This is a genomic window from Peptoniphilus sp. BV3AC2 (assembly GCF_000478945.1).
In the GTDB taxonomy this organism is placed as follows: Bacteria; Bacillota; Clostridia; order Tissierellales; family Peptoniphilaceae; genus Peptoniphilus_B; species Peptoniphilus_B duerdenii.
Window position 1 is genome coordinate 1 of record NZ_AWXD01000011.1, and the last position, 26,115, is coordinate 26,115.

Below are 26,115 nucleotides of genomic sequence, written 5' to 3' on the forward strand. Positions count from 1 at the left end.
AGAAGCGTTTAAATATTTTTTTGATATTTTCTTTTTCTACTCCACCACCATTGTCTTCAATGATTAAGTTTGTATAGAGGGGATTTTTGTAAGATGAAACCATGATTTTATCACAAGTCGGTCTATTATCAGCATTTTTCATAATATTAATAAGAGCTTCTGCCAACCAATAAAAATCTCCATAAATATTATTTTCCTTTAAACTCTTATTTATTTCTACATTGGTAGATCTCTTTAAGTCTAAACTGTCTAAAACATAATCCATCAATTCATCCAAACGAATTTCTTCATTTTTCATAAGATCTTTGTTAGCATCAAGGCTTGATAGTTTAAGCAAAATATCTGATAGGGAGTTTAATCTAAGAGTTTGTCTTTTTAAAATCTCTATGTCTTCAATATCTGGAAAGTCCATCCCCAAATTTTCTATGGAAAAAAGCATAGATGAAATGGGAGTTTTTATCTGATGGGCGATATCTTCTAGGTATTCTATTTGCTTTTCGCCATTTTTTCTACTTGTCTCTTTGGCTTCCACTATTTCTATAAAAAGCTTGTAAATTTTATCCTCTAAAATTGAAAAATCATCTTGCTTCATAGGAATTTTGTAGTCCTGATTTTTCATATTTTCTATCAGATCTATAAGCTCATTTATTCTATTTTTCTTTCTTGATTCTAAAAAATAATAAAGAAGTCCCAGACTTATAATCCAAAATACATATAGCATCTCAATCCATCCTATATCCGATTCCTCTGACAGTAGTAATAACTTCTCTATCAATTTTTTCTCTTATTCTCTTAATAGTTGATGTGAGAGTATTGTCATTTACAAACTTATCCCTATCTTCCCAAAACATTTCTAAAAGTTGGCTTCTTGTGAAAACCCTGTGGGGATTTTTGATAAATAACAGTAATATTTCATATTCAAGTGGAGTTAGGTCTATTTGATTATTTTTAAAATATACTTTTGAATCATTTAATTCTATTTTTATATCCTTATAATTGATTGTTTTGTCTTGACTTAGAGCTATTGTCCTTAAAACTGCATCAATTCTCGCCCTTAATATTGCAAGGGAAAATGGCTTTGTTAAATAGTCGTCTGCTCCTTGATCTAGGGCGGCAATTATAAAATCTTCATCGTTTTTTACTGTTGTTACAATTACTCTTATGTCCTTATCTTTTAATCTTTCTATTAAATGTTGACCGTCTTTATCTGGTAGATTTATGTCCAAAAGTGCCACATCCATGTCTACATTCATCTTATAGCATGCTTCGTAAAAAGATGATGCAATCTCTACCTTATAATTATTATTAACTAAATATTTTTCCATTTGTAAGGCAATTTCTTTATTATCTTCTATAATCAAAACACTCTTCATTCTAACCCTCTCATGTATCAACTTTGAAATCTATTAAAAAATTTTATTCTATAACACTCATCTATAAGCAAATTAAATCTACTAACAAATAATTAAAATTTAAATATAAAATTATAGATTATAATAAAAATATCATTAGTGAATCTGATTAATATAGATTTTTAAGTTTTCAATATCTAATCTATAATTTATAAAAGAAATCTTCTGGTAATAAAAATGGCTTGATCTTATCCCTATTAAGAAATTTCTTATCACACACAATAGCTACGCTGTGTTTAGCTCTTGTGACTGCAACATAAAAACCCGCTCTGCTTAAATCAACTAATTTACTTTCGGGATTTTCTATCCACTTTAATATTGGACTTGTAGGGTAAATCAATACTCTATCAAATTGTAAACCTTTAGAGTCACCAAAATTATATACCCTATAATTTTCGTTAACTTTTGTTCTTTTATTGTGTCTGAGTTGAATAGGATTATACATTTCAAGGTATAAGTCTACTTCTTCTTTGGATATAAAAAATACCCCTTCATGATTATCTTTGAATTTACTCTCTGATTTTATTATGAGATTATCATTAGATATTTTTGAAGCAAAATCACATATTTCTTGATTAGATCTATACGAAAAATTCAAAGTTGATTCATCAATTTCAACATTTAAATGTGAGTTTTCATTCCTAAAGAAGTTAACTATTTTTCCATTATTATATTTTTTATATTTTGATGTATTATGAGTGCTATAAGTTGCTTGTCTATAGTCTCCAACCATAATCAAATTTATACCAACCTCAATTAAATATTTTAAAACATCCAAATCATACCCTGCTAAATCTTGGACTTCATCTATATATATTAAATTATATATTTTTGAAATCCTAGTAAAAATATAACCCGGGTTTTTTTCTTCCATGAATATAATCGCATCAGATATTTTATCTGTATAAATTAGATTTTCTTTATTAATAAAATAATTAGGATCATTTCTATTTTTAAATATAGCACTCTTACCGTTGACAGGTACTATTCCATTAATTCTCTGACTAAACATTATATCTTGATATGGTCTTAATCCATGTTTAAGTAAAAATGAAAACCATGTTAAAACTTCAATATTTTTAGGAATGGCTCCATTTATTTTAATTATTTTCTTTTTTATAGAATCACAATTTGCATTTGTATATGTTGTTATCAAAATCTTCTTATCTTTATTTTTTAAAGCATCCTTCACAATTAATGTTGTCTTACCTGCTCCAGCAGCAGCTATATATAATTTATTCAACATCTTCTATTACCCTGTTTATATATTCTGGATATTGAATTTTTGATTCTGATTCGAATATACTTACGGCACAATTTGTTTTATTTTTCTCCATGTATTTTAATATAGAGTCACTATCTGTTTTATTAGTATTAAATATACTATTGAGAGTTTTCAAGTCATTTGCTCTTAAAATACAGGGCTCTAAAGTATTGTAATTAAATTTATCCATATCTCCACTATAAGTCTTTTCGTCATAATATATTTTAATCTTTTCATTATATTCATAATCTTTGTATTTTCTCATTAAAGCTTCTACATCTCCGTCATTATCTGTAACTACATAGAGATTTAAGTCTAATTTATCTCCTAATTCCAAAAATCTTAAAAAAGATGTTCCAACAGAAATTATATCGATACCATTAAAAATTGGTAATTTGCCATATTTATCTTTATATGCTCTTTGAATAATTAGTTCGTCTGAAGGACCTTCAACCAGTATAGCTTTATCACATAATAATACTCGTAATGTGTCATATCCAGAAACAGCTTTAAAATATTTTTCTGTACCACTACTTAAATTTGTAATTTTAGAGCTTTTTTTGTTTGATAAAAGTATTAAATTTTCTAATCCTAATTTGTTCAAAACAAAACTACTATGAGTTGAAATAATTATTTGACTAGATTCCTTATTACTATTTTCTTGTAGTATATCAATTAAATTATTCATGTTAGAATATGACAAATGGTTTTCTGGCTCTTCAATTAAAATTATTTTATCTTTATTTGTATTAATATTATTTAATGCAAGCTCAGTTTTTAATAAGCATTGTAGTCCTCTGCCAGCATTTGAATATGGAATATTATCAAATTCGGTTATCATACTTGATTCCCAGTTGAAACTACTTCCTAAGTTAACACCCAAACTAACTTTTTTCCCAAAATTTGATTTAGAGCTACTTAATTTTTCGTTAATATTTTTAACACTTTCATTTTTACTAAAATCATCTTTAGTTTCTCTAAAAGCTTTTGATATGGAAATTAAATCTTCATTATCTAATGTCCCTCTTATCATATTAGAAATATATTGATCTGAACCATCCTTATATTTATAAGAAGAATTATCTATTAAAAATGATTTCGAAGGAATACCTCTAGTAGTAATATTTTCTCTATTAAAGCCTAGCCATTCACTTTTATAATATTCTATAGGTAAACTGCTTAATTCTCCTTTTTCCATAAATAGTTTATATTCATCTTCATACGAATTATCAAATAATACTTTAAATGCAAATCCTATTTCTTCTTTTAATCCTAAGTCGTTACCACTACCCTCCAAATTTGCATCATCTAACTCAGAGAAGTATATTTCTATTATAATTTCTGGTAGTATACAAGGACTGTTGGAATTTATATTTGTTAAATATTCATCTACAACTTCTCTATTGAATAAATATTGAGATAATTCACGATTGATATAATTACCTCTATAAAAACCAGTTAATGCTAAGTGTATAGCTTCAAGTATTGTTGATTTTCCCTCTTCATTATTTCCTACCAAAATATTTATGCCACCATTTAAATCTAATTCAAACCAATCTTTAAAACATTTAAAATTTTTAATCCTAACTTTTTTTATCAATTTTCAATCTCCGTTTATTATTTCAATCATTTTTAATACACTCCACAATTTCTGATATGTCGCAATCCAATGCGTCACAAATTCTGAGCAAAACATCGGTAGTTACATTCTCACCATTCTTTAATTTATAAAATGTACTCCTACTTACATTTGCTTTTTCCATAAGTTCATTGTGTTGCATATCTAAATCAATAAGTTTTTTAAATAACCTTTTATAACTTAATTCCATATAACCTCCAAGATTATTTTTTGATAGCTAATCTCGTACATATATACATTTTAAATATACTTATGTTTGTTATTGCATACTAATCAATTATAACATTAACTATAGGTTATTTTCAATCATTTGATATATCACTTTAAATGAACAAAAAAATAATGGCAGTCCGAAGACTGCCGATATTTATCTTTCTGTGCCTTTGCTATGATTTTTCTTATTAGATTTAGTTTTATCGTTTGTCTTAAAGCTTTTTATTTGCCCTATTATGGACTTTTTATCCTTGTCTTGACTCTTTACTTGTTCTTTTGCTTTTAATAGCTTAGAAGACAAAATACGAATATTTTTATGTTCCTTTCCGTTGTTGTCAATACTGGTTTTTACTTGTCCGAAGATTTTAACAAAATCTCCTTGTTTTAAGTCCTTTAAATCTTTTGTCTTATCTCCATAGGCTGAACAATTTGTATAAACTTTATTTCCATCGTCATCTTTTGAAACAAGAGAAAAGTTACTTACTTTGAACTTTTCTCCATTTGCATTTTCTCTTTCAAGGTTTTCTACTTTGCCAGATATATTACCCACGAGATTTATGAGGTCGTCTTTTTCTTCAAGTTCATTGGTATTTTCAACAATCTTACCTTGTTCTTTCATATCATCAATCATATAATCAAAATCATCACTTAGTAGACCTGTTGTGTCATTGTTCATATATAAAACATAGACTTCTTCAAGTGCCTTTTCATCATTGACACCTTTTTCTATGCTCACAAGTGCTTTTATAAAATCCTTGTAGTTATCATTCATCATTTCTTCTAAGTTTTCTCTAATATCTTTGTATTCCATAATTTCCTCCTTGTACTAAATAAGGAGAGCTATTCGCCCTCCTCTATCTTTCTTGTCCTTTTTCATTTTTTTCTTGATTTTTATCTTTTTCTTCTTCCGATTTAAATTTGGATATTTGTCCTAATATTGATGGCTTCTCTTCCCTTGCGTGAAGATTATCTTCTACGTCATAAGTTGATTCAAAATAATCACTATCTTTAAAATCATTGTCATACCTATCTGGTATTCCATCATTATCAAGATCTTTTGCTAGTGGATCATAGAAGTTTCCGTCATCATCTATCTCTAGTCCTAAAGTTTGTTTTAAATCTTCTTCATCTACTGATACCAGATCATCAAAACTTGACATCTTTATGGCTTCAGTTATATCTTTAATAGCTTGTGAGTTAGATATATCTTCCTCTACAAAAGATTCTGTTCTAATAGCTACATTATCTACATACTGAGTCCATATTTTTTCTTCCAAATTTACCTCATATTGGATAGAGTGCTTACCATCAGGTGTTTCTGTATAGGCAAGTCCTATATGGCTTAAATCAGGGTATAGTTTGTCAAAGTCTTCATAGCTATTAGATTCTGAAAACTCATAGTTGGAATAATCAACTATCGCCCTCTTTAAATCTTCTAATAATGGTGATTGGTTTTCTAATTCTTCTACTTCTCCCATATCTAAAAGTTTATTAATTTCAGCTAGTCTTAGAGTCTTATCCCTTAACTCATCTGCTTTTTCAAATGGTTTGGTTAATTCTACCTTGGCATTTTCTAAAGATTCTTTATAGTTTTCAAGGTTTTGATTTAACCTCTCAAGTCTTGAAGGAATTTTTTCAATTGCATTATCAAGCCTTGTTATATTACCATCAGTAGAGTTTGAAAACTCTCCGAAGTATTTTGCTTTTCCTAGAAGTTTAAAAGTGTGAGTATTTGTCATAAAGTTATATGAAACTTGTAAATCTAAATTTCTATATTTACCAATAACCTTGCTATCATTTATCTTTACCTTTTTTATTTCTTCTAGTAGCTTCTCTCCAGCCTCTTTCTTATCTAAAATTTTATTTGTCCCAAGACTTATTGAAGTGAATTTGTTATCTCCTTCTCCTAATTTCTCAACACTTGCAATATCTTCTTTAACTGCTTGTATTTCCATTTCAGTTTTTAAAATACTTTGAGGATAAATTTTATTTACCTTATCTTCAAGCTTGTATTTATTAGACTTGTAGTTTGCTTCTAACATTTTTAGTTTTGTAACTTCGTTATCTAAATCCATCTTTTCTTTAATCAGAGGATTGCCTGTAGCTAAAGCCTTAATTTCGGAATAAGATAGACTTGCTTCATCAACATCTTCTGCAACTCTTACTGGAGTTTTTGAAGTCATAATTTGAGAAATGAATTTTTGCTTATTCTCTATTGTCTGCCATAAATAAGCGTCAAATGTATTCTCTGTTACATATCTAAAGATATTTACCTTATCATTTTCATTACCTTGACGAACAATTCTACCACTTCTTTGCTCTAGGTCAGACGGTCTCCATGGGACGTCTAAATCGTGTAAGGCTATTAATTTGTTCTGTACATTTGTACCTGCTCCCATTTTTTGAGTAGAGCCTAATAACACTCTTACTTCTCCTCTTCTTACTTTAGAGAACAATTCATCTTTTTGTTTGTCTGTATCTGCTTCGTGGATAAAGGCTATTTCTTCTTTTGGTATTCCCATATTCACTAGCTTATTTCTAATATCATCATAGATATTAAATTCTCCATCTCCTTTTGGTGTCGACATATCTGAAAATACTAATTGGGTCGATGAATTTTCTTTTGTCTTATCCCAGATCGAAAAGATATTTTTAACGCATACATTTACCTTTGAATTAGGATCATCTGGAAGTAGTGGGTTTATTAATCTTTGGTCAAGGGCAAGTTTTTTACCATCATTTGTAATCTTTAGCATATTATCTTCTGTTGGCTCGACTAGGTTATTTCTAACTGCGTCCGCTCTTTCTGAAATAGCTTCTAATATTTCTTTTTGTTCCTCAGTAGGTTTCGTTTTAATAACTTCGAAGTTTGCTTCTGGCACTGGCAAATTTAACATATCTGAAGTCTTTATATCTGCTACTTCTTTAAACATGCTCATCAATTCTGGCAAGTTATAGAACTTTGAAAATCTTGTCTTTTGCCTATATCCAGTGCCTTCTGGAGATAATTCAAAGGTGTTTTCTGTTTCTCCAAAAGTAGAAGCCCAGGCATCAAAATGTTCTAATCCTCTTGCCTTTAAATCGTCATATTGAAGGTATCTTTGCATTGTATAAAGCTCTGTCATTGAATTTGATATCGGTGTACCAGTAGCAAATACAACTCCCTTGCCATCTGTCATTTCATCCATATACCTACATTTCATATACATATCCGAAGACTTAAAGGCTTCACTCTGACCAATACCCGCAACATTTCTCATCTTTGTATGCAAGAATAAGTTTTTGTAATTATGAGCTTCGTCTATAAATAACTTATCTACTCCTAGTTCTTCAAAGGTTATTACGTCATCCTTTTTAAAGTCATCGTTTAGCTTTTCCAGTCTTACCAAAAGCTTCTTCTTTGTCTTTTCCAGTTGTTTAACTGTGAAATTTTCTCCTCTATTTCTTTTGTTCTCATCAATAAAGGAAACTATATCATCTATTTGGTCTTGTATATGCCTTACTTGGTATTCCTTAGACATAGGTATTTTTTCAAATTGAGAGTGTCCTATGATGACCGCATCATATTCTCCCGTTGCAATCCTACCAATAAATCTTTTTCTATTTTTAGGTTGGAAGTCTTTTTTATCGGCCACCATAATGTTTGCTGACGGATATAATTGCATAAACTCCCTACCAATTTGAGTAGTTAGATGATTAGGAACTACAAATAATGACTTACTTGCAAGTCCTAACTTTTTAGATTCCATAGCAGAAGCTACCATTTCAAAAGTTTTTCCTGCTCCTACTACATGGGCAAGTAGTGTATTTCCACCATAAAGAGTCCTTGCTATGGCGTTTTTCTGATGTTCTCGAAGTCTGATTTCAGTATTCATTCCATCAAAAGTTAAGTTAGAGCCGTCAAATTCTCTATTTCTAATTGAATTGAATTTTTCATTATAAATCTTTTCTAGCCTATATCTTCTATCAGGATCTTCAAATATCCAATTCTTAAATTCTTCTTTAATCAGTTCTTGCTTTTGACTTGCAAGCATAGTTTCTTTTTTATTTAATACAGAAGTCTTAGAACCATCATCATTTATTACTTGGTCAAATACCTTTGTATCTTTTAGATTAAGAGCATTTTCAATTAGCTTATAGGCATTTACCCTACTTGTACCATAAGTCATGTTAGCAAGGTCATTAGTCGAGTCAACACTTTTACCTTCAATATTCCATTCACTTGTATGTGGTGAGAACCTAACATTTATATTCCACCTATCATAACCTGGTGTTTTTAAAAGATTAAAAGTAAAGTCTTCTATATCTTTTTGAGGTATCCAAGTTGCTCCTAACCTTACATTTATATCAGAAGCAGTGAGTTCTTCAGGCATAACTTCTTGTAATTTCTCTCTTTGATATTTTAGCTTGCCTAACTCTTTTAATAATGTGTCTTTCTTTTCAGAAGGTGCTAAATCTATTACATTTTCAATTTCTCCGATATATGAATTGAGATAGCCAATCTTTTCTCTAATATTTCCACTTAAATACTCATCAGCCGATACATATGAAAAATGAAATGGATCGTCATTGTTAAAGTTCTCAAAGGGCATTCTGTTATTTATTAGGTCTGTATCCTTAATGTCTAAAAAAATCTCGCCCTCAAGCTCACCAATTAAAGTGTCCCTATCTTTACTTGTGATAGATTCCATATATTCAAAGTCTACATATCCTTTTTGTGAAACCGATAAGACTAAGGCTTCAAGGGAAGTATCTACATGATCTACTACCTTTGCCTTTGTTATTGTTCTTTTCGAAAATATATCACTCTTTGCTTTGAAATTATCCTCATCATCAAGTATTTCTATTGATGATACCAAAGGAAAGTTTGAGTCTTCCTTTAAGGCTCTGGTGTTTGATAAGGAGTTAATAAAGCCATGTTTCTTTGAAAAGTTATCATAGACTTCATTTAACTTTGCTTGTGACTCTTTTATTTCTTCGTCTGAAAAATCATCTTTTTGTCTTTCTATTACATCTTTTAAAGCATTCATTACATCAAGGTAATCTTTTATCTTTTCTTTATTTTTATCTGATATATTCTGCTTAACTAAGACTGAGTTTTCTCTTAGGTAGACTTCTTCATCAATAATAGTGTAAGAAAAGTTTTTAACATCATCTGTTGCTGGAAGACTTAATTCTTCATCTTCCAATAGTTCTACCTCTTCATATTTAGAATTTGAAGATATTTCCTTACTTGCAAGATCCATTAAATCTTTTAGATTTTCGTCTTCTTTTTCATCACAAGTAATAGTATTTCCAAATCTTCCAGACACTTCTTTCATATCTCCTAATACCATTTGAGGATTATCTACAAAGTATTTATTGTAAGTCAAACCTTTATTATCAGTTGCTAGATGAATCCATTCATCATCTCTTTCTATAACTGAATCTCTCTTCTTTAAGAAAATAATATCTGAAGTAACTTCTGTACCAGCAAGTCCTTTAAATGTTGTATTAGGTAGCCTCATAGCTCCTAAAAACTCACATCTTGCATTAATATATTTTCTAACAGATTCATCTTTTTTATCCATAGTTCCAGATGATGTTATGAAGGCAATAATTCCTCCATTCCTAACCTTATCTATAGACTTTGCAAAAAAATAATCGTGAATCAGAAAGTTATTTCTGTTATATTCACGATCGTTAACTTTAAAATCTCCAAAGGGAACATTTCCTATAACTAAATCGAAAAAGTTATTTGAGAAGTTTGTTTCTTCAAATCCTTTAATTTGAATGTTAGCTTCAGGATAAAGTTCTCTTGCTATTCTTCCGCTTAGGCTATCTTTTTCTACTCCATATACTTTAGAGCTTTGTATTTCACTTGGCATATTACCAATGAAGTTACCGACTCCTGCAGATGGTTCAAGGATATTTCCAGTTTTAAACCCCATATCTGTTAGAGTCTTATATATTCCATCCATTACCTCTCTAGGTGTATAAAAGGATGTTAAGGTAGACTCTTTAGCATTCAAATACTCATCATTTGTTAAATTTTCTTTTAAAATATTTCTTGCTTCAAGCCATTGCCCTCCTTTTTCTTCATCAAAGACATCGGCAAGACCACCCCAACCTAGATAGTCAGCAAGATAGGCTTGTTCATACTCCCTTGGACTCCTATTTTCATTTTCAAGTCTTTTTAGCATTTTAATAGCTTTTATATTTTTATCTAACTTTTCTGATGGTGTAAGGTATTCTGAGTAGATATGATTTTTCAAGTCATAATTTCTAGCAAAGCTTAGCCTTTCCTTATTAGGTTCATAGCCTAAATTCTTTAAATCTTCTTTCCCCCTCAATAAGTTTTCGGCTGCTTCTCTTGGCACATTGTATCTATCCATCATTTGGTCAATTTCAAGATTGTGGTTATCTATAAAGCTTTCTTGCTCTACTTGTCTTTCAATTTGTTTTTCATGCTCAGATAATTTGTATATCTCATAATTTTCACTATCTAAAAGGTCATCAATCTTTCTACTTTCTTCAAATGTTTCACCCTTATATAAAGGAAATTCTTCTCCATTAACTTCTACTTTAGTTCCAGTTTCAATTAAGTTAATTCCGTCAAAGATCTTCTCATCTTCGAAAATAAATTCCTTACCAACCTTTACTGCTAGTTTTTCTGATGCTTGACTTAGATTTTCAAAGATTTCTTCAAGGTATGAATCGTTTCTATATGGAATTACTTCCGAACCCCTAATCATACCTCCCATATATTCCATATTATCTCTGATAGTGACAGTTTTAAGTCCTCCACTTAGTTCATCAAAATCTGTAATAGTAAAGTCCTTATCTTTATATCTAACCTGATTACCTATCTTAAATTTAGGCTCTATATTTTCCTTAGCTTCTTCTTGTAAAGATTTTTCCTCACTTAGTGCAACTTGCTCTTCTAAATATGAAAATTCAAGCTCATTTACTTCTTCACCATCACCAAGGTCAATCCTATAATGTTCGACAACTTCTCCGTCTACATAGTGGTCAAAATAGAATTTGAAATATCCTATATAATCATCTGTCATTTCTCCAAATTCATTTTCTCCAAGAGTTTGATTATGGTCTTTAACATCAATATCCTTTTGTCTTAGGACATTTATTAATTCTTTGGTTACTATCTGCCCACTATAATCGGAAACTAATTCGTGGTTTTCATTAAATTCTACAATCCAGTAGTCTTTTCTTTTTTCAATGTTGTTGCCATCAAAAAAAGAAGCTTCATCAGCTTCCTTTTCTTGGCTTATTTCATTTTCTAAGCTTCCACGTATTCCTTGATTGCCATTTTCTTCACTGTTGCCATCAAGTTGTTCATCTGTCCTTGGTATTCTTCTGGATTCTCTCTCATCATCTTCTCTGTCAATCCTTGTACTTTCATCACCTTGACTTTCTCTCTCTTGATAAAGTCCACTGCCTGATTCTGAATTTCCTTCAGATGGTTCAAAAGTGTTTTCTCCTCGTACATTTTCTGAAGTTTCTTCCAGTTCTCCATGTCCTCGCTGCCTACCAGATAAGACAGTCTTAAAACTGCGTAAGTCGGATTCGGAAATCTCTCCATAAACTCCAGATCCTTCTCCATCATGTCCAAGGTTTTCTCTTCGATCTTCATTGCTATTTCTTCTGTCGCTTCCATCTGTGAAAACTCGTCCATCTCTACTTCTTGACCTATCATCTCGTCTATATAAATCATTTTGACCTCCTCTATCTTCATTTATATTTTCTATATCTCTATTATAGTCGGCATCGGCCCTTTCTGTCAGCAGCCTAGCACGATCCATTTCCTTAGATTTTTCTATTGTTTTATCTATAATATCTTCACTAACCCTTGATATTACAAGACCTATCTGCTCTAAAGAAATTGTATTAATCCTAGAAAAATTATTTTTTAAATTTTCCATGTCCATAGGATAGGCTGTATTAAACCTATTAGCTACCGCATAGGATATTGAGTCTCTCATAAACTTTTCAAAGCTAAGTCTATCCTCTATATCTATCCTCAAATCAGCAAGAGCCAAGTTAATATATTCATCTCCATAAATTCGGCTCAAAGAAAATATATTTTCATTGAGTGAATCACTAGCTTCAAATGAAGAATCTCTTATTATTTCTTTTAAAGCCTCATTATGGTTTTCGTGGTCAAACTGCCATAAGCTAACCTCATTAACATTCCTATCCATTGATGTGGTCTGACTAATATCAAAAATGTATGAAACCTTTTTGTTTACATCACTTCCCACTAAAATTGGAATACCCTTTTGACCTCTCATAACAACTCGACCAAAATATTTCTTCCACATATCAAAGGTCGCACAAGCTCTAGCTTCAGGTTCTTTGTTGTATATACTTAGTTGGCTTGGAAAATCATATTTCTGATTATTGCCTATAACTTTTAAGAGTTTTAAATATTCATTTTCATCTTGCAAAACTTCATACTTTATTGCTTCTTGTATATTCTTAAAATCATTTACTTGCATTTTCTACCTCCTTTTTTGAGTAATAAAAAAGACGATAGATTTTAAATAATCTACCGTCTATAATGTAATATAATTAAATGACCTATATTAATTCTTTAAGTTTTCCATATAAGTTCAATAATTCGTTAATATCCATATCCATTATAGGCTCATACATAAAAGAGTTTATATGAATATTTTCTGGAGTCATTATATTAACTTCATTAACTATATTAATTTGTTCTTCATTCGCAATCTGCTTATATGCATCAAATAATACCCTGGTCATATTATTAGTTTTATCTACATGATTCAGAAATTCCGCTTTATCTCCTGTTTTCAAATTATTTTTCACTTTCCAATTTAGCATACCATTATAATTATTAATTTTATCTAACATTATTTCCTCAGCTTTAAGTCTACAAGCCATTGATAATAAAACTTTATGCTCGAGCAAATTTAAGTTACTAGTTAAGTTTTCAGTAGTTTCATAAAGCTTTTCTATAACCAGATCATCCTCTTTAAACTCACTTGGTATATCAAATCTCCCTATATATTCTTTATATACTTTCCCTAAAGTTTTAAAATTAATAGTTCCTGAATTTTCTTTTTTGTGTAGTAAATTAGTTAATAGCTCATAATCGCTATCATAATAACTTGAATCATTAACAGATTTATCAAAACTATATTCAATTAGATTCCTAACAAATGGTATAAGTGCAAATAAGGAATATTTATCTGGTTTAGTTTTCCATGTTATAAAAGGTTGTTTTTGATATTTCTCTTCTATCAAATTTAAATCTTGTTTGTTTTCAACGATAAATCTAGATGTACGAGGTACATTTAGTCTAGAAGAAATTGTTCTATAAAAATCAAAATTATGAGATAAAATTATCATTCTAAAATTATCAATTGTTGCCATTTCATACAAATATTCTACAATAGCATACTTATTTTTATAATCAAAAGAATCTGCTATATCGTCTACTATAAATAGGACTTCATTGCTTTCTTTTTTTATTTTTTCTATGTCAAATATTATATTTAACAAATATAAAGATCTTTTCTCTCCTTGACTTAACACGTCTAATTTTTCTAAATTTGATCTATCTAAACTTGCTTGATTTTCACCCTTTTCAAATATAAACTCCACACGTGGTAGGTTTTCTCCTATTATCGCTCCCTTTAAATTTGATATTTTCATCTTATATGGAACAGTGAACCTATCTTCAAATATTTCTAAAGAACGATTCCACAATGTATTGTCTATATTGAGATTTTTAATATTCTCCTCTAATTCTTTATATATCTCTAATAAATCATCAAAAGATTTCTTTTCTTTCTTTATATATGAAGTCCATAATTCTTTTTTTAAATTATCTAAATTTTCTATTTTCAAAAACTCTATTAGTTCAGGATTGTTTTCTATTGTATCTCTTAATAATATGCCTTTTGTATCACTTAGTAACTTTTCTATCTGTTGAAATTCTGGAATATCTTTAATTTTCCCCTCTATTTCATATATTTTCTCTTGTAGTTCATCATTATTACCAATTACTATGCTATTATTTAAATTAAGTTTATTATCTCTTACAAAAAAATTATCTGAATCTAAATTTTTTGCAACATTCTTCAATTTTGGAAATGTGAATTGACCTTTTTCAAAAAAAGTATAACTACTGTATATAGTTTCAGCAGCTTCACAAAACTCTTTTATTTTATTTTGAAAACTACTGTCTTTTATTTTTTTAATTACACTATCATCAAAAATTGTAGAGTATTTAACATTAGGTAAATACGTTTTATTTTCAGCTTCACATAATTCTTTCAAGCTTAATAAAAAACTTTTTTCACTTAAATTCATGTCAGAAACTACTGTAGGCTCTAATTCATAAATTTTTCTTCCTTGTTGTGTTTTTTCAATTTTTAATCCTGAATATTGCACTAACTTTTTTAAAAAATTATTTTTTTGCTTTAATAAAGTTGTGATAGATTTTTTTGTTTTTTCGTCTACTAATAAATCTGCTACACTACTAGATTCATAATAATTCTCAAAGCTTTTTATTACAAACACTTGCTCTTTTCTTATATCTTGTCCATCTATGCTCACATTAACTTCTGCTTTTATATCGAATATTTCATCACGTATTTCGTCAGCTTTACCATCTTGAATTTTCTTAAAAGTTTTTGCAAAAGAAGTTTTCATCAATCCATTTTTTGCATATACTGTAATCACATTTGTATTTGTAAAATCAAATTCATGGTTAAACTCATCTATTCCATAACAATTCTTTAATTTACATTCTAGAATATCCATATCATATCCTCCTGTCTTTTATTTTATTATATCATTCACAATAATAAGTTTGCACTAACATGCATTATTGAACTAATAATGCACATTAAAACATCAACCACAATAGAATTGCCGGCCTGCTTATATAGTTTGCTTGAAGTGCAATTTTTTCTTCTTGAATGCACTTCCTCTAATTTGTCTATATCACTATCATCAAAACCCATGAGTCTTAGGCATTCTCTTTCTGTTAAATACCTATACTGACCATTTCCAATATCTATTATTCCAGAATTAGGTACTCTCATTTGTTTTGTAGATATAGTATAAGAAAAATCTTTAATCACTTTTAGTCGCCCTCTAAAACTATTATCTATGCCTTTACTTAAAAATTTCAGCATATAAGGTTGGGTCATTGTATAAAGTTCACTTACATTCTTTTCTAAAAATTCACTTAGTGGTCTTGTTTCTTTCCTCTCTAATTTATCAAAAGAAAAGTTATTTGCTCCTAGACATGAAACAACAAATATCCTTTCTCTTTTTTGAGGTATCCCAAAGTCCATTGCATTTAAGATTTCATACTTGCTTTCATATCCAAGGTTTTCTAGCTCTTTTAGATAAATAAAAAAGGAGTCCCTCATATTTCTATCAAGGACTCCCTTTACATTTTCCCAAATTATCCATTTAGGTTTTTCTTTCATTTCTTTGATTATTGTAATTGTTTCAAATAGTAAGCTTGACCTAGTTCCTGAATTCTTTGCTCCTCCCTGCTTTTTCCCTATTCTTGAAAAGTCTTGGCAAGGACTTCCATGCATAATTAAGTCTATCTTCTCATTAGGAGCTTTATATCCTACTACTGATTTTGGCTTATAAGCCTCTCCATAAAGTGCGTTGTATGATTTAACACAAGCCTTATCTATTTCTACATAATCAACTACTTCATAAGATATCTTTAAATTAATAAAAGCCTTTCTAATAGCACCTATGCCACCGAAAAGCTCCAATATTTTTACCTTATTCATTTAGATTATTCTTGTACCTATCTACAAGCTCCCTTATACTATCTTCTATTTCTCTTAAAAAGTCTTCTTTATCTACTTCACCAGAGCTAATCTTTGCAAGTTTCATTTCCCATTCAGATGTTGTTTTAGCTGACTTAAACTTATCCTCTACAATTGATACAAGTCTATTGCCTTTTTCTGTTACAAGTAGATTTTTCTTATCTCTTCTTATAAGGTCCTTATGGATAAGATTTTCAATAATTCCTGCTCTTGTAGCTGGTGTTCCTAAGCCTTTTCTCTCCACTTCTATATCTTTATCCAGTGATTCAATCCCTGCATTCTCCATAGCCTTTAAAAGTGTATCTTCATTATAATGACTTGGAGCTTTTGTAAATTTCTCCGATATATTTTTAGAAGTTAGCTTAATTTTATCTCCAGTCTTTACATCTGGTAATTCATTTTCTTGCTTTTCTTTTCCATAAGCCTTTAGATACTTGGTATAACCTTCATCGATTATAGTCTTTCCACTTGCATTGAAGTTAAATTTATCATATTCATATCTGATTTTTCTACTAGATTCCTTTAAGTTATCCGAACATGAAGCAAGTAGTTTATCCTTAATTAGATTATAGACTTTGCTTTCTTTATCAGATAAATCTTTAACTTTTCCAATACCTGATATAGTAGGAATAATCGCATAGTGGTCTGTAACCTTAGATGAATTAAAAATAGACTTAAAGTTTGATTCGTTGATTTTAAAACCTTCTTCAAGTCCTTCTAATAATTCTTTCATAGTAGTAACCATATCATCGGTTAAATACCTGCTATCTGTTCTTGGGTATGTGATTAGCTTTTTTTCATACAGACCTTGTGCCATATTTAAAGTGTCATTTGCTGAATATCCAAAATATTTATTTGCTTCTCTCTGTAAGGTAGTGAGATCATAAGGCTTATCTGGTTTTGTGCTTATTTCTTTATCCTCTACCTCTGTAATAACTATTTCATCTTCTATCAAGTTTAAAAGTTGCTCTGCCACTTCGATTTTATCAATCCTATCTGATACAAGTTTCAATCCTTTATAAGATAGGTCAACTGTATAATATTTTTGCTTCTTAAATAGATTTATTTCACTATCCCTTTTAGCTATTAAATATAGAGTTGGTGTTTGTACTCTACCAACTGAATATGTTTCCTTGTAAATGCAAGAATAAAGTCTACTTAAATTCATTCCCAACAGCCAATCTGCAATTGCTCTTGCACTTGCTGATCTATATAAGTCTTCAAAGTTTTCTCCATCTTTAAGATTTCTAAAGCCATCTTCAATAGCTTTGTTTTCCATTGAAGATATCCAAAGTCTTTGAATTTTCTTCTTACATTTAGCTTGATTGTATACAAGCCTAAAAATAAGTTCTCCCTCTCTTCCAGCATCACAAGCATTTATAACTGTGTCGATGTTCTTATCGTTTAAAAGTTTCTTTAAAATTCCATATTGTTTTTTAGTGCTTTTAGATACTTCATAAATATATTCTTCTGGGATTATAGGAAGATTTTCTATTGTCCATTTTTTCCATTTTTCGTCTATCTTATCTGGACTTGCCATTTGAATTAAATGACCTACACACCATGAAACAATGTATCCATTCCCCTCATAATATCCGTTTTTTCTTGTTCTTGCTCCAATTACTTTTGCAATTGTAACTGCTACACTTGGCTTTTCTGCTATTACTAACTTCATTAATACCTCCATAAATAAAAAAAGAGCGAAAGATTTCTCTCTCGCTCAAACTTTTAAAAATTATTATAATAGTTCATCTTCATCGTCTTCATCTAAAGATTCTTCATTACTTTCTTCATTGTCAGATTCATCTTCTGACTCACTAATATAATCCTTATCATCTTCTTCAAAGTCTTCCAACATTTTATCTTCCTTAGCTTTGACTACCTTAAAATAGTATCCTGCTCCTATAACTCCTCCAATTACAAGTGCAACAATTAGAAATGAACCTATTCCGCTTTTCTTTTCTTCTTTTACTGGAACAACCGTAGGCTCTTCTTTTTTCACTTCTTCTTTCTTAGGTTCTTCAACCTTTATAGTATTTTTATCTTCTGATTCAATCATATTAAGTAGGTCTTGCTCTCCTACTTCTGTCAATAACCTTACATTATCTTGATTTGATGAGTGATCCACTATTAGGTGCATAGTTTTTCCACTTTTAGTTTGAAATGTTAAGAATTGTCTTACATCTACTGGATTTTCTTTATCTTTCTCTGTATCTCCACTTGGTGTAATATCTTTTCCATTCCTATCTACATTTTCAATTACTGAACCTCTTGCCTTATTTTCTTGTGTCGCAAGATTATTTACTGCCTTTGTATTACCACCTTTTACAAGTGGGGTTTTCTTTGGAGGATTATTTGAAGGCTTATTTGCTTCACTTGTATTTCCTGGTATTCTTGGAACATCTTGATAAGGAATTTCTTCTTTTGACGGTGTAAAAACATCATCTTTCAACATTTTTTCAAATTCTTCTTTTTGTGGTTCATAGATTGATTCGTTTTGACTTTCTATTTGCCCTTCATTTGTCATTGCAAATGTAGTTGCTGGTACTGTAAATGTAAAAAGGAGTAACGCTATGGCTACTCCTCGTTTAATACTCTTATTCATTTTTCTATCCTTTCTTATTTTACATTTTTAAATACATAGACTGCTTTTCTAGCATTGTCCCATTCTATTGTTTGGTTTTTACCATCTTTAATATCTCCATGACTTGCTCCAAAAGCTTTAGCAATGTTTGAAATTGAAGCATGGATTCTTCCATTTATAATAACTGGCTTAACATCTGAATTGTAGACTTTACCATCTGAATCTTTCATAACACCAGTATCAATATTTAGTCTTAATGTCTTTTTAGCTAGGATATTATTCTCTTTATTGGAGAAAATAGCTTCACGAGTAGAGTTGTCATACTCAACATTAAAACCTAGAGTATAAGCGATATATCTTACTGGAATCATAGTTCTTCCTTGATCCACATAAGTTTTTACATCCATATAGACTGTTGTCTTACCATCTTTGTTGATAATGTTATAAAAGTTTTTGTCAACTTGGAAAACTGCAAATTCTTTTTCATCTTTAACTTGTTTTTTGTATTGTTGTTCCTCTTGCTTTTTCATCTTGTTAAGATCAAATTGATTTAGGATGTTCTTATCATCAGCTTTCAAAAGTTCGTCCCACTTTTTATCTTGAGATTTCTTATCTTCTTTCTTTTCTTTGTTTTCTTTTTGGAGTTTTAGAAGTTCATCTAATTTCTTAGATAAGTCTTGGTTTAGATTTTTATCTTTTTCATCTTTAGCTCGCTTTTCAAGTTCTTCTTTCGATTTTTTATTTGCTTCCTCGATTAACTTCTTTGCTTCTTCAATTTTCTTATCTAATTCTTCGTTTAGCTTTTTAATTTCTTCTTCAGAAGCTTTTTGTTTATCTTCTAGTTCTTTAATCTTATCTTCTAATTCCTTTTTTGTATTTTCAGAAGATTCTTTTAAACTATTAATAGCCTTTTGAAGCTCTTCAATTTTCTTACAACATTCTGACTTAGTATTTTCTGTTTCTTTCTTTTTAGACTCAAGGTCTTTTATCTTAGCATCTTTTTTATCAAGAACTTTTTCTAAGTCCTTAATTTTATTATCTTTATCCTCAATTTCTTTAGTCTTCTTTGCAAGTTCTTCTTCTAAAAACTCAAGCTTTTCTTGCATTTCTTTGATTTTATTTTCATTTTTATCGGTCTTTTCTTTCTCAGCTTCTAATTCCCATTTTGTAGATGAATAATCTTCTTTTAGTTTTGCATTTTCATCTTGTAATCTTTTTAATTCATCTTTAAGTTGAGTGATTTCTGCTATTAGTTCATCATTATTGGAGTTTTTAAGATTCTCAATTTCTTTATTCAATTGAGCAATCTTATTATCTTTATCTCTAATCTCTTCTTCTAGATTAGCTTTTTCTTGTTTTAGTTTCTCTCCATTATCTTTGCAAGATTCTAACTTTTCTTTTAATTCATCTATCTTTGTTTGGTCTTCTTGTTTCTTATCATTTAAGTCTTTGATCTGATTTTCTAAATCACTAATTTTACTTATTGAACTTTCTATAACTTTTTTACTACCATCTGTATCATCAGCTTTAGCTAGTACATTAGTAGTTGAGGTTGATGTTAAAACTAATAAAAGAGCCATAAAAAAGGCTCTTAGTCTGTTCGTGTTAAATTTCTTCATTATGAATGTTCTCCTTTTCTTTTAATTTTTCTTCTCTTTTTCTATCATTGATTTTCTCCATTAATTCTTCCAAGCTAATATTGTTTCTCCTAATAGTTACAATTATTTCTTCATTTTCAACTTGTATTTCTTCATCACAAATTTCCTTGTATTTCGCATTTAAATCTTTCAATTTATCTTCTATTTTTTTCTTTCTGTTCCTAATACTTATAAGCTTCCTGTTCACATAATATCTCCCTTCTATCTTGGTCTTCCAAAACCATAAAAGTGTGATTTCCAATATTTTGAATTTATTGATGTGTATTGAATTGGATCTCCCGCGTGAATCATCATTCCGTTACCTGCGTATATTCCTACGTGAGATATTGGAGTTCCACTGTTATATGTTGAGTGGAAAAATATAATATCTCCAGGTTGAGCTTCACTTGGACTTACTGGATTACAATAGTCTTTGTATATTCTCCATGCAGTTGTTCTTGGCATTCTCTTTACACCAGACTTAGTAAATGACCAACATACAAAACCTGAGCAGTCAAAGTTAGATGGTCCACTTGCTCCAAACACATATCTTTTGCCTATATGTTTTTCTGCTTCATTAAATAAGGCTTTTGCAGTAGCTGAATCAAAAGCAAGACCAGGATTTCCAAAGTTTGGATTGTCTACTATTTCTCCTAAGTCCCCATTACCTGATCCAAAAACATCTCCCATATTCCCCTTAGCTTCAAGAAGAGCTTCATAATGAACTACATTGTCTGGATAATCTTTAAATATTTCCCTAACAACTTCATCCATTTCTTTTTTTCTTTAAAGTTACAATTAACTTTTTATATTCGTACTCTTCTTTTTCATAGCTAGTATAAGGATTGCCACGACTATCATATCTAGTTCTTGCTACTGTTCTTGTTCTAATTTCAATTTCTTCTTTAAAATCAAGCTTATACATCTTGTCAAAAAGCTCTTTTAAAATTCCTTTTACTTCAGATGCTGATTTTACTTCTCCACATCTTGAAGTTATATAGGATAAAAGTTCATGGGTATTATGACCAATTTCTCCTTCTTTGTTTATGATGTATTCATCATATCCAGGATGACTTGTTTTTACACTTTCTATTTGTGATTGTAGGTCATATTCCATTGATGAAAATTCTTGATTTACTTCACTTAGAACTGTATCTTGTGATAGGTATGTTGTTGTCATTACTGAGTTTACTGAATTGCTTAGTCCACTCATACCAACACTTCCACCACCAATCATGATTGATATCATAAGACCTAGTCCTATTACTAGAAATAGAATCATCTTACTTTTTCTTACGATTAGCTCTTTAGAAGCCTTACCTAGACTTAAAATAGCTTTTTTAACTCTATCTACAAGTCTTGTTTCGTGCTTTTTAGCTATCATGCTCTTCATTTGCTTTCTTTGGTAAAACTTCTTAAATCTATTTTTCTTTATATAGGCATCTGATTTTTTTAAATCTTCCAAGCCACTTTTAAACTCCAACTTACTTTTTCTATTTCTTATTTTTTTATCAAATTTAGATAGCTTTTTTAATGACTTTTTCTTTTTGTCTAGCTTATACTTCCTTATTCCATGCTGGAGTTTAGAGCTTACATTAGCGGCCTTTTCTCCAGATTCTACACCAGTATTGTCAGATCCTGAACTTAAATAATCTCTCACCAACTCTGAAGACTTAGCTCCAGATAATAAAACCCCAGAAGATAGACCTCCTTTAGTTTTGTTTTTTAGGATATTATTCTTTAGCTTACTTTTAGACTTTTCAAGCTCTCCAATCTTTTTATCTGAGATAAAATATTTAACATCTTGTGCTTTCTTGGAATCTTTCGTTGTAACTTTCTTAGATTCATTTTTTAAGTCATCGATTTTCTTGCGAGTAAATTTATCACTTTCATAATTTTTTCTTTTGTAGTAAGTCTTCTTTTTATTAACTTTCTTTTGTTCTGAAGGTTTAAGGCTTGTTTCCTTTTCATCCTTCATAAATTCTTGATTATTGTCTTTAAGCTCAGAATTATCAAAAGTTTTTTCTGTATCAACTTCGCTTATCTTATTTTCTTTATTTATTTCATTAGAATTTTTTTCCTTATCCCTAAACTTCTTTTCTTGATAAAGCTTCTGCTTTTGCTTTTTATCGATATTAGTATTACTTTCGTTCTTACTTACTTCATCTTTAACAAGCTTTTCTTTTCTATATATTCTCTTACTTTTCTTTGCTTCGATAGGTTTATCTTCACTTGTGTGGATTCGCTTAGACTCTTTCTCGTTAATTTTGTCTTGGAATTTATCCTTACTATGGATAAGTTTATCCTCATAATTTTTAAGAACTTGTCTTTTACTTGATGTCTTCTTATTGCTTTTTGGTTGAACCTCAGCTGAAATATCATCTGTTGTTAATTTATTAGAATTAATATTTCTACTGTTTTCACTATCAAAATTCACCTTTTTGAAGTCTACATCTAAATCTTCATCAAGTTTAAAGCTTTCATCTGCCCTTATTTCAAGATTAGCTTGTTTTGTTTCTCCAGCCTTATCCTTATTATCTAAAACTTCTTTTCTAATTCTTTCCTTATTTTTAGACTTCTGAAAATCTTTTAGTTTATCTTGTTTTTGATCTTTAGCTAATACATTCTCATGGATAAGTTTAGATTCTTTTTCTGAAATTTTATCCCCGAACCTATCCTTAGTCTTAATAATCTTATTGGTATAATCATCTGAATGAACAAGTTTACTTTCAAGATTCTTTTCAGGAGCGTCCCTATTTCGTATAATTTTCTTTTGAAAATCTTTTTTTAGTTTTTTATCCATATCACACCTACTTAGCTTCTTCTGGTTTTGTTGTCATTAACTTATATAACATGGTGTCTTTAGGGAATTTGTCTATAAATGGAACAATAGTATTTCCAAAGAATAATAGTCCCTCACCTGCATTTGAATTAGTTATATAGTTTAACTGATAAGGCGATATTTTTAATTTCTTAGCAAGAATATCCCTATCTCCAGATGCTTGATTTAACATTAGAACAAAGTCTGTATTATCAAAGATATTTTCAATTTCCTGACTTGTTAAAAGGTCTTTTACGTTTTGTGTTATACCTGTTGGAATACCACCCCATTTTCTAAATCTTTTCCAGATTTCTACTGAATATGAAGCAGTTTGTGGGTCTTTTAATAAAAGGTGGAACTCATCTATATAGTATCTAGTAGACTTGCTTCCTCTATTTAGGGAAACCTTGTTCCAAACCTGGTCTTGAATTACAAGCATACCTATTTTTTTAAGTTGTGTTCCTAGCTCTTTTATATCAAAACAGAGTAGTTGTCTATTTAAGTCAACATTTGACCTATTATTAAATACATTAAGACTTCCCTTAACATAAATTTCCATTTCTGTTGCTAGTTTTCTACCGACTCCCTCTTCTTGAGATAGGAGCATATCGTATAAATCTCCTAATATTGGCATATTTTCTGGTTTTGGGTCTTCAAAATATTTTTGGTATATCTTTGGTAAGCACCTATCTATAACTGATTTTTCTGCAGCAGTAAGACCAGATCCTCCTACTACAAGTTCAAGCATAGACATTATGAAGTTTGCCTTATCCTTTAAAGGTGCGTCCCCATCTCCATAGTTCATATTAATATCTAGTGGATTAAGGTAGTCCTTTGATTTTGCTGAAACTTTAATAACTTCTCCATTAAATTGTTTTACAAGGTTTGAATACTCGCCTTCAGGATCACAAATAATTACATCATCGTCTGTTACAAGAATTGCATTTGCCATCTCTCTCTTTGCCGAGAAAGATTTACCAGAACCTGGTGTTCCTAATATTAATCCGTTAGGGTTCTTGAGTTTCTTCCTATCTGCCATAATTAAGTTTTGGCTAAGGGCATTTAAGCCATAGTACAAAGAATTTGCTGAATCAATAAATAGCTCTTCTGTTGTAAAAGGCATAAATACTGCCGTTGATGATGAAGTTAAAAATCTTTTTATCTCGACTTGGTTAACTCCTAGAGGTAAGACAGAAACAAGTCCTTGCTCTTGCTGATGAGATAATCTTTTCACCTGACAATTATGTCTGTTAGAAATTGATGAGATTTGAGCAATAGTATTTTCTAATTTTTGATTAGTCCTAGCAAAATTCATCATTACTATGGTAACTACAAAGAGCCTTTCATCTCTATTTTGTAAGTCAGATAACATGGACTTAACATCCGCACCAAAAGTATTTATATCTGATGGAATAATATCCATATCATATCCTGCTCGAACTGCTTTCTTTTGTTCTTCAATTTTCATTCTATCCAGGTCTGTATTTTTTCTCTTAATGAGTTTAATGGCTTCTGCTTGTTCAACTACATCTATATGAAAAGCTACATAAATATTGTCATCAATATCTAAAAACTCAGATAACATTCTGTCTGATAACTCACTTGCAAGTATTTGAAAATGGCTTACTGCTCCAATATATTTACCAAATTTAAAATTATTTACTGGTGCAAAATTAAAGATATTGGGAGTTATATGTGACTTTGTAGACTCTTTCTTCTTCAAATCTTTATATGAAAAATAAAAGTTTTTGTCTGGATTTAACATATCGTGAACAAGTCTTAGCCTTTCTTCACCATCAAGGCTTTCTGCTCTTACTCCCATAGATTTAAAGTTAGATAAAATATCTACTTCAAGTCTATTTAACTTTGCTCTTGCTTGCTCTAGGTTATCGGCTTCTGTTGTAAAGGTTATATACTTCATCTTTTTAAGTCCGTTATTGCCCTTTGCAAGTTGAAGCTTTAACATCTCCCTAAACTCTTTTCTTACATCGTCATAGAAGTCTCCCTTATCAGCAATTTTAATTGCATCTTGTAGGTCTTTATTTCTTCCTAATTGATTTACATACGAAAGTTCAATGTGGACACTTGGATCAAAAGAATTTAAAAAGTTGGCAAATTGGTTAAAGATTAAATCTCTATCTTCTTCCAATGCCAACTGGTAATTTATATCTTGAAATGAAATTGTCCTTGAATAATTTTTTTCATCTAACTGGCAAATGCCCTCTGGTAACATTCTTATATAGGGAATTGTATCTTCAACAGTAAATCTCTTTTTCTCTTTCTTTAAAAGTACACTTAGAAGACTATTTGTTGGATCTTTCTTTGTTTTTAGCCTTCTTACTTCCTTTCGGTCTTTTTTTAATTGTTTTTCCCTTAGATTTAAGTCGCTGATTTGCTTTTTTCTTTGCTTCAATGTATGCCTCCTTTCTTATTCTCTTAGTTGGTTGATAAAACTTATGAAGATAGAAAAATTTAAAACATTTTTCAAAAGTTAAGGTATCTTTTTCATATAAGGTTATAAAAAAGATTGGCAGGGTTACTATTAGCATTACAATGATAGAAACATCATTAGGTAGATATTTCTTCATAAATAAATAGGTTGGTATACCAATTAGTCCTGCCACAGAAAAACCTATAAGTTGTCTTTTGGTTAAGTTAAAGGCAACCTTTGTTTTAATCTTGTCCAAATCTTTTGGTATTGGTACATATGCCAT

15 protein-coding genes and 1 pseudogene are annotated in these 26,115 nt (G+C 29.9%); all 16 read right to left on the reverse strand.

What is annotated here, in order from left to right:
• A partial coding sequence (locus HMPREF1252_RS03675) for a HAMP domain-containing sensor histidine kinase (RefSeq protein ID WP_023059441.1) occupies nt 1-721 on the reverse strand: 721 nt, incomplete at its 3' end.
• A gap of 1 nt (nt 722) precedes the next feature.
• On the reverse strand, nt 723-1,373 hold the full coding sequence (locus HMPREF1252_RS03680; protein ID WP_023059434.1) for a response regulator transcription factor: 651 nt from the start codon (nt 1,371-1,373) through the stop codon (nt 723-725).
• Nucleotides 1,374-1,554: 181 nt separating this feature from the next.
• Nucleotides 1,555-2,658, reverse strand: coding sequence for a UvrD-helicase domain-containing protein (locus tag HMPREF1252_RS03685; protein WP_023059451.1), 1,104 nt, complete (start codon nt 2,656-2,658; stop codon nt 1,555-1,557).
• Nucleotides 2,648-4,276, reverse strand: a complete 1,629-nt coding sequence (locus tag HMPREF1252_RS03690) for an ATP-dependent endonuclease (protein WP_023059437.1) — start codon at nt 4,274-4,276, stop codon at nt 2,648-2,650. The genes HMPREF1252_RS03685 and HMPREF1252_RS03690 overlap by 11 nt, the downstream gene beginning before the upstream one ends.
• Nucleotides 4,277-4,298: 22 nt before the next feature.
• Nucleotides 4,299-4,505, reverse strand: coding sequence for a helix-turn-helix transcriptional regulator (locus tag HMPREF1252_RS03695; protein ID WP_012290740.1), 207 nt, complete (start codon nt 4,503-4,505; stop codon nt 4,299-4,301).
• A 177-nt stretch (nt 4,506-4,682) separates the two neighbouring features.
• A complete protein-coding gene (locus HMPREF1252_RS03700) occupies nt 4,683-5,339 on the reverse strand; it encodes a hypothetical protein (protein WP_023059442.1) in 657 nt (218 codons plus the stop codon).
• A 43-nt stretch (nt 5,340-5,382) separates the two neighbouring features.
• Nucleotides 5,383-13,026 carry a helicase-related protein gene (locus tag HMPREF1252_RS03705; RefSeq protein ID WP_023059440.1) on the reverse strand — a complete coding sequence of 2,548 codons (7,644 nt, stop codon included), beginning with the start codon at nt 13,024-13,026 and terminating at the stop codon, nt 5,383-5,385.
• A gap of 82 nt (nt 13,027-13,108) precedes the next feature.
• A complete protein-coding gene (locus HMPREF1252_RS03710; RefSeq protein ID WP_023059449.1) occupies nt 13,109-15,322 on the reverse strand; it encodes a hypothetical protein in 2,214 nt (737 codons plus the stop codon).
• 35 nt (nt 15,323-15,357) lie between these two features.
• Complete coding sequence (locus HMPREF1252_RS03715) at nt 15,358-16,320, reverse strand: DNA cytosine methyltransferase (RefSeq protein ID WP_023059452.1); 963 nt, start codon at nt 16,318-16,320, stop codon at nt 15,358-15,360.
• Entirely contained in the window at nt 16,313-18,034 is a 1,722-nt protein-coding gene (locus tag HMPREF1252_RS03720) for a DNA topoisomerase 3 (protein WP_023059450.1), read from the reverse strand. The genes HMPREF1252_RS03715 and HMPREF1252_RS03720 overlap by 8 nt, the downstream gene beginning before the upstream one ends.
• 63 nt (nt 18,035-18,097) lie before the next feature.
• Entirely contained in the window at nt 18,098-18,964 is an 867-nt protein-coding gene (locus tag HMPREF1252_RS03725) for a CD1107 family mobile element protein (protein ID WP_023059447.1), read from the reverse strand.
• Between the two features lie 14 nt (nt 18,965-18,978).
• Nucleotides 18,979-20,562, reverse strand: a complete 1,584-nt coding sequence (locus tag HMPREF1252_RS03730; RefSeq protein WP_023059444.1) for a stalk domain-containing protein — start codon at nt 20,560-20,562, stop codon at nt 18,979-18,981.
• Complete coding sequence (locus HMPREF1252_RS03735) at nt 20,549-20,788, reverse strand: hypothetical protein (RefSeq protein ID WP_023059436.1); 240 nt, start codon at nt 20,786-20,788, stop codon at nt 20,549-20,551. The genes HMPREF1252_RS03730 and HMPREF1252_RS03735 overlap by 14 nt, the downstream gene beginning before the upstream one ends.
• Before the next feature lie 14 nt (nt 20,789-20,802).
• Nucleotides 20,803-23,383: pseudogene (locus HMPREF1252_RS03740) on the reverse strand (CD1108 family mobile element protein).
• Nucleotides 23,384-23,390: 7 nt separating this feature from the next.
• Nucleotides 23,391-25,814, reverse strand: a complete 2,424-nt coding sequence (locus HMPREF1252_RS03745; RefSeq protein WP_081695915.1) for a VirB4-like conjugal transfer ATPase, CD1110 family — start codon at nt 25,812-25,814, stop codon at nt 23,391-23,393.
• Entirely contained in the window at nt 25,705-26,115 is a 411-nt protein-coding gene (locus HMPREF1252_RS03750; RefSeq protein ID WP_023059431.1) for a PrgI family protein, read from the reverse strand. The genes HMPREF1252_RS03745 and HMPREF1252_RS03750 overlap by 110 nt, the downstream gene beginning before the upstream one ends.

Coding starts and splice junctions, on each gene's coding strand:
- HMPREF1252_RS03710 (WP_023059449.1), bottom strand. CDS start 15,322: ATGGATATTCTAGAATGTAAATTAAAGAATTGTTATGGAATAGATGAG.
- HMPREF1252_RS03700 (WP_023059442.1), bottom strand. CDS start 5,339: ATGGAATACAAAGATATTAGAGAAAACTTAGAAGAAATGATGAATGAT.
- HMPREF1252_RS03730 (WP_023059444.1), bottom strand. CDS start 20,562: ATGAAGAAATTTAACACGAACAGACTAAGAGCCTTTTTTATGGCTCTT.
- HMPREF1252_RS03720 (WP_023059450.1), bottom strand. CDS start 18,034: ATGAAGTTAGTAATAGCAGAAAAGCCAAGTGTAGCAGTTACAATTGCA.
- HMPREF1252_RS03680 (WP_023059434.1), bottom strand. CDS start 1,373: ATGAAGAGTGTTTTGATTATAGAAGATAATAAAGAAATTGCCTTACAA.
- HMPREF1252_RS03725 (WP_023059447.1), bottom strand. CDS start 18,964: ATGAATAAGAGTATTAAACGAGGAGTAGCCATAGCGTTACTCCTTTTT.
- HMPREF1252_RS03695 (WP_012290740.1), bottom strand. CDS start 4,505: ATGGAATTAAGTTATAAAAGGTTATTTAAAAAACTTATTGATTTAGAT.
- HMPREF1252_RS03750 (WP_023059431.1), bottom strand. CDS start 26,115: ATGGCATATGTACCAATACCAAAAGATTTGGACAAGATTAAAACAAAG.
- HMPREF1252_RS03685 (WP_023059451.1), bottom strand. CDS start 2,658: ATGTTGAATAAATTATATATAGCTGCTGCTGGAGCAGGTAAGACAACA.
- HMPREF1252_RS03705 (WP_023059440.1), bottom strand. CDS start 13,026: ATGCAAGTAAATGATTTTAAGAATATACAAGAAGCAATAAAGTATGAA.
- HMPREF1252_RS03715 (WP_023059452.1), bottom strand. CDS start 16,320: ATGAATAAGGTAAAAATATTGGAGCTTTTCGGTGGCATAGGTGCTATT.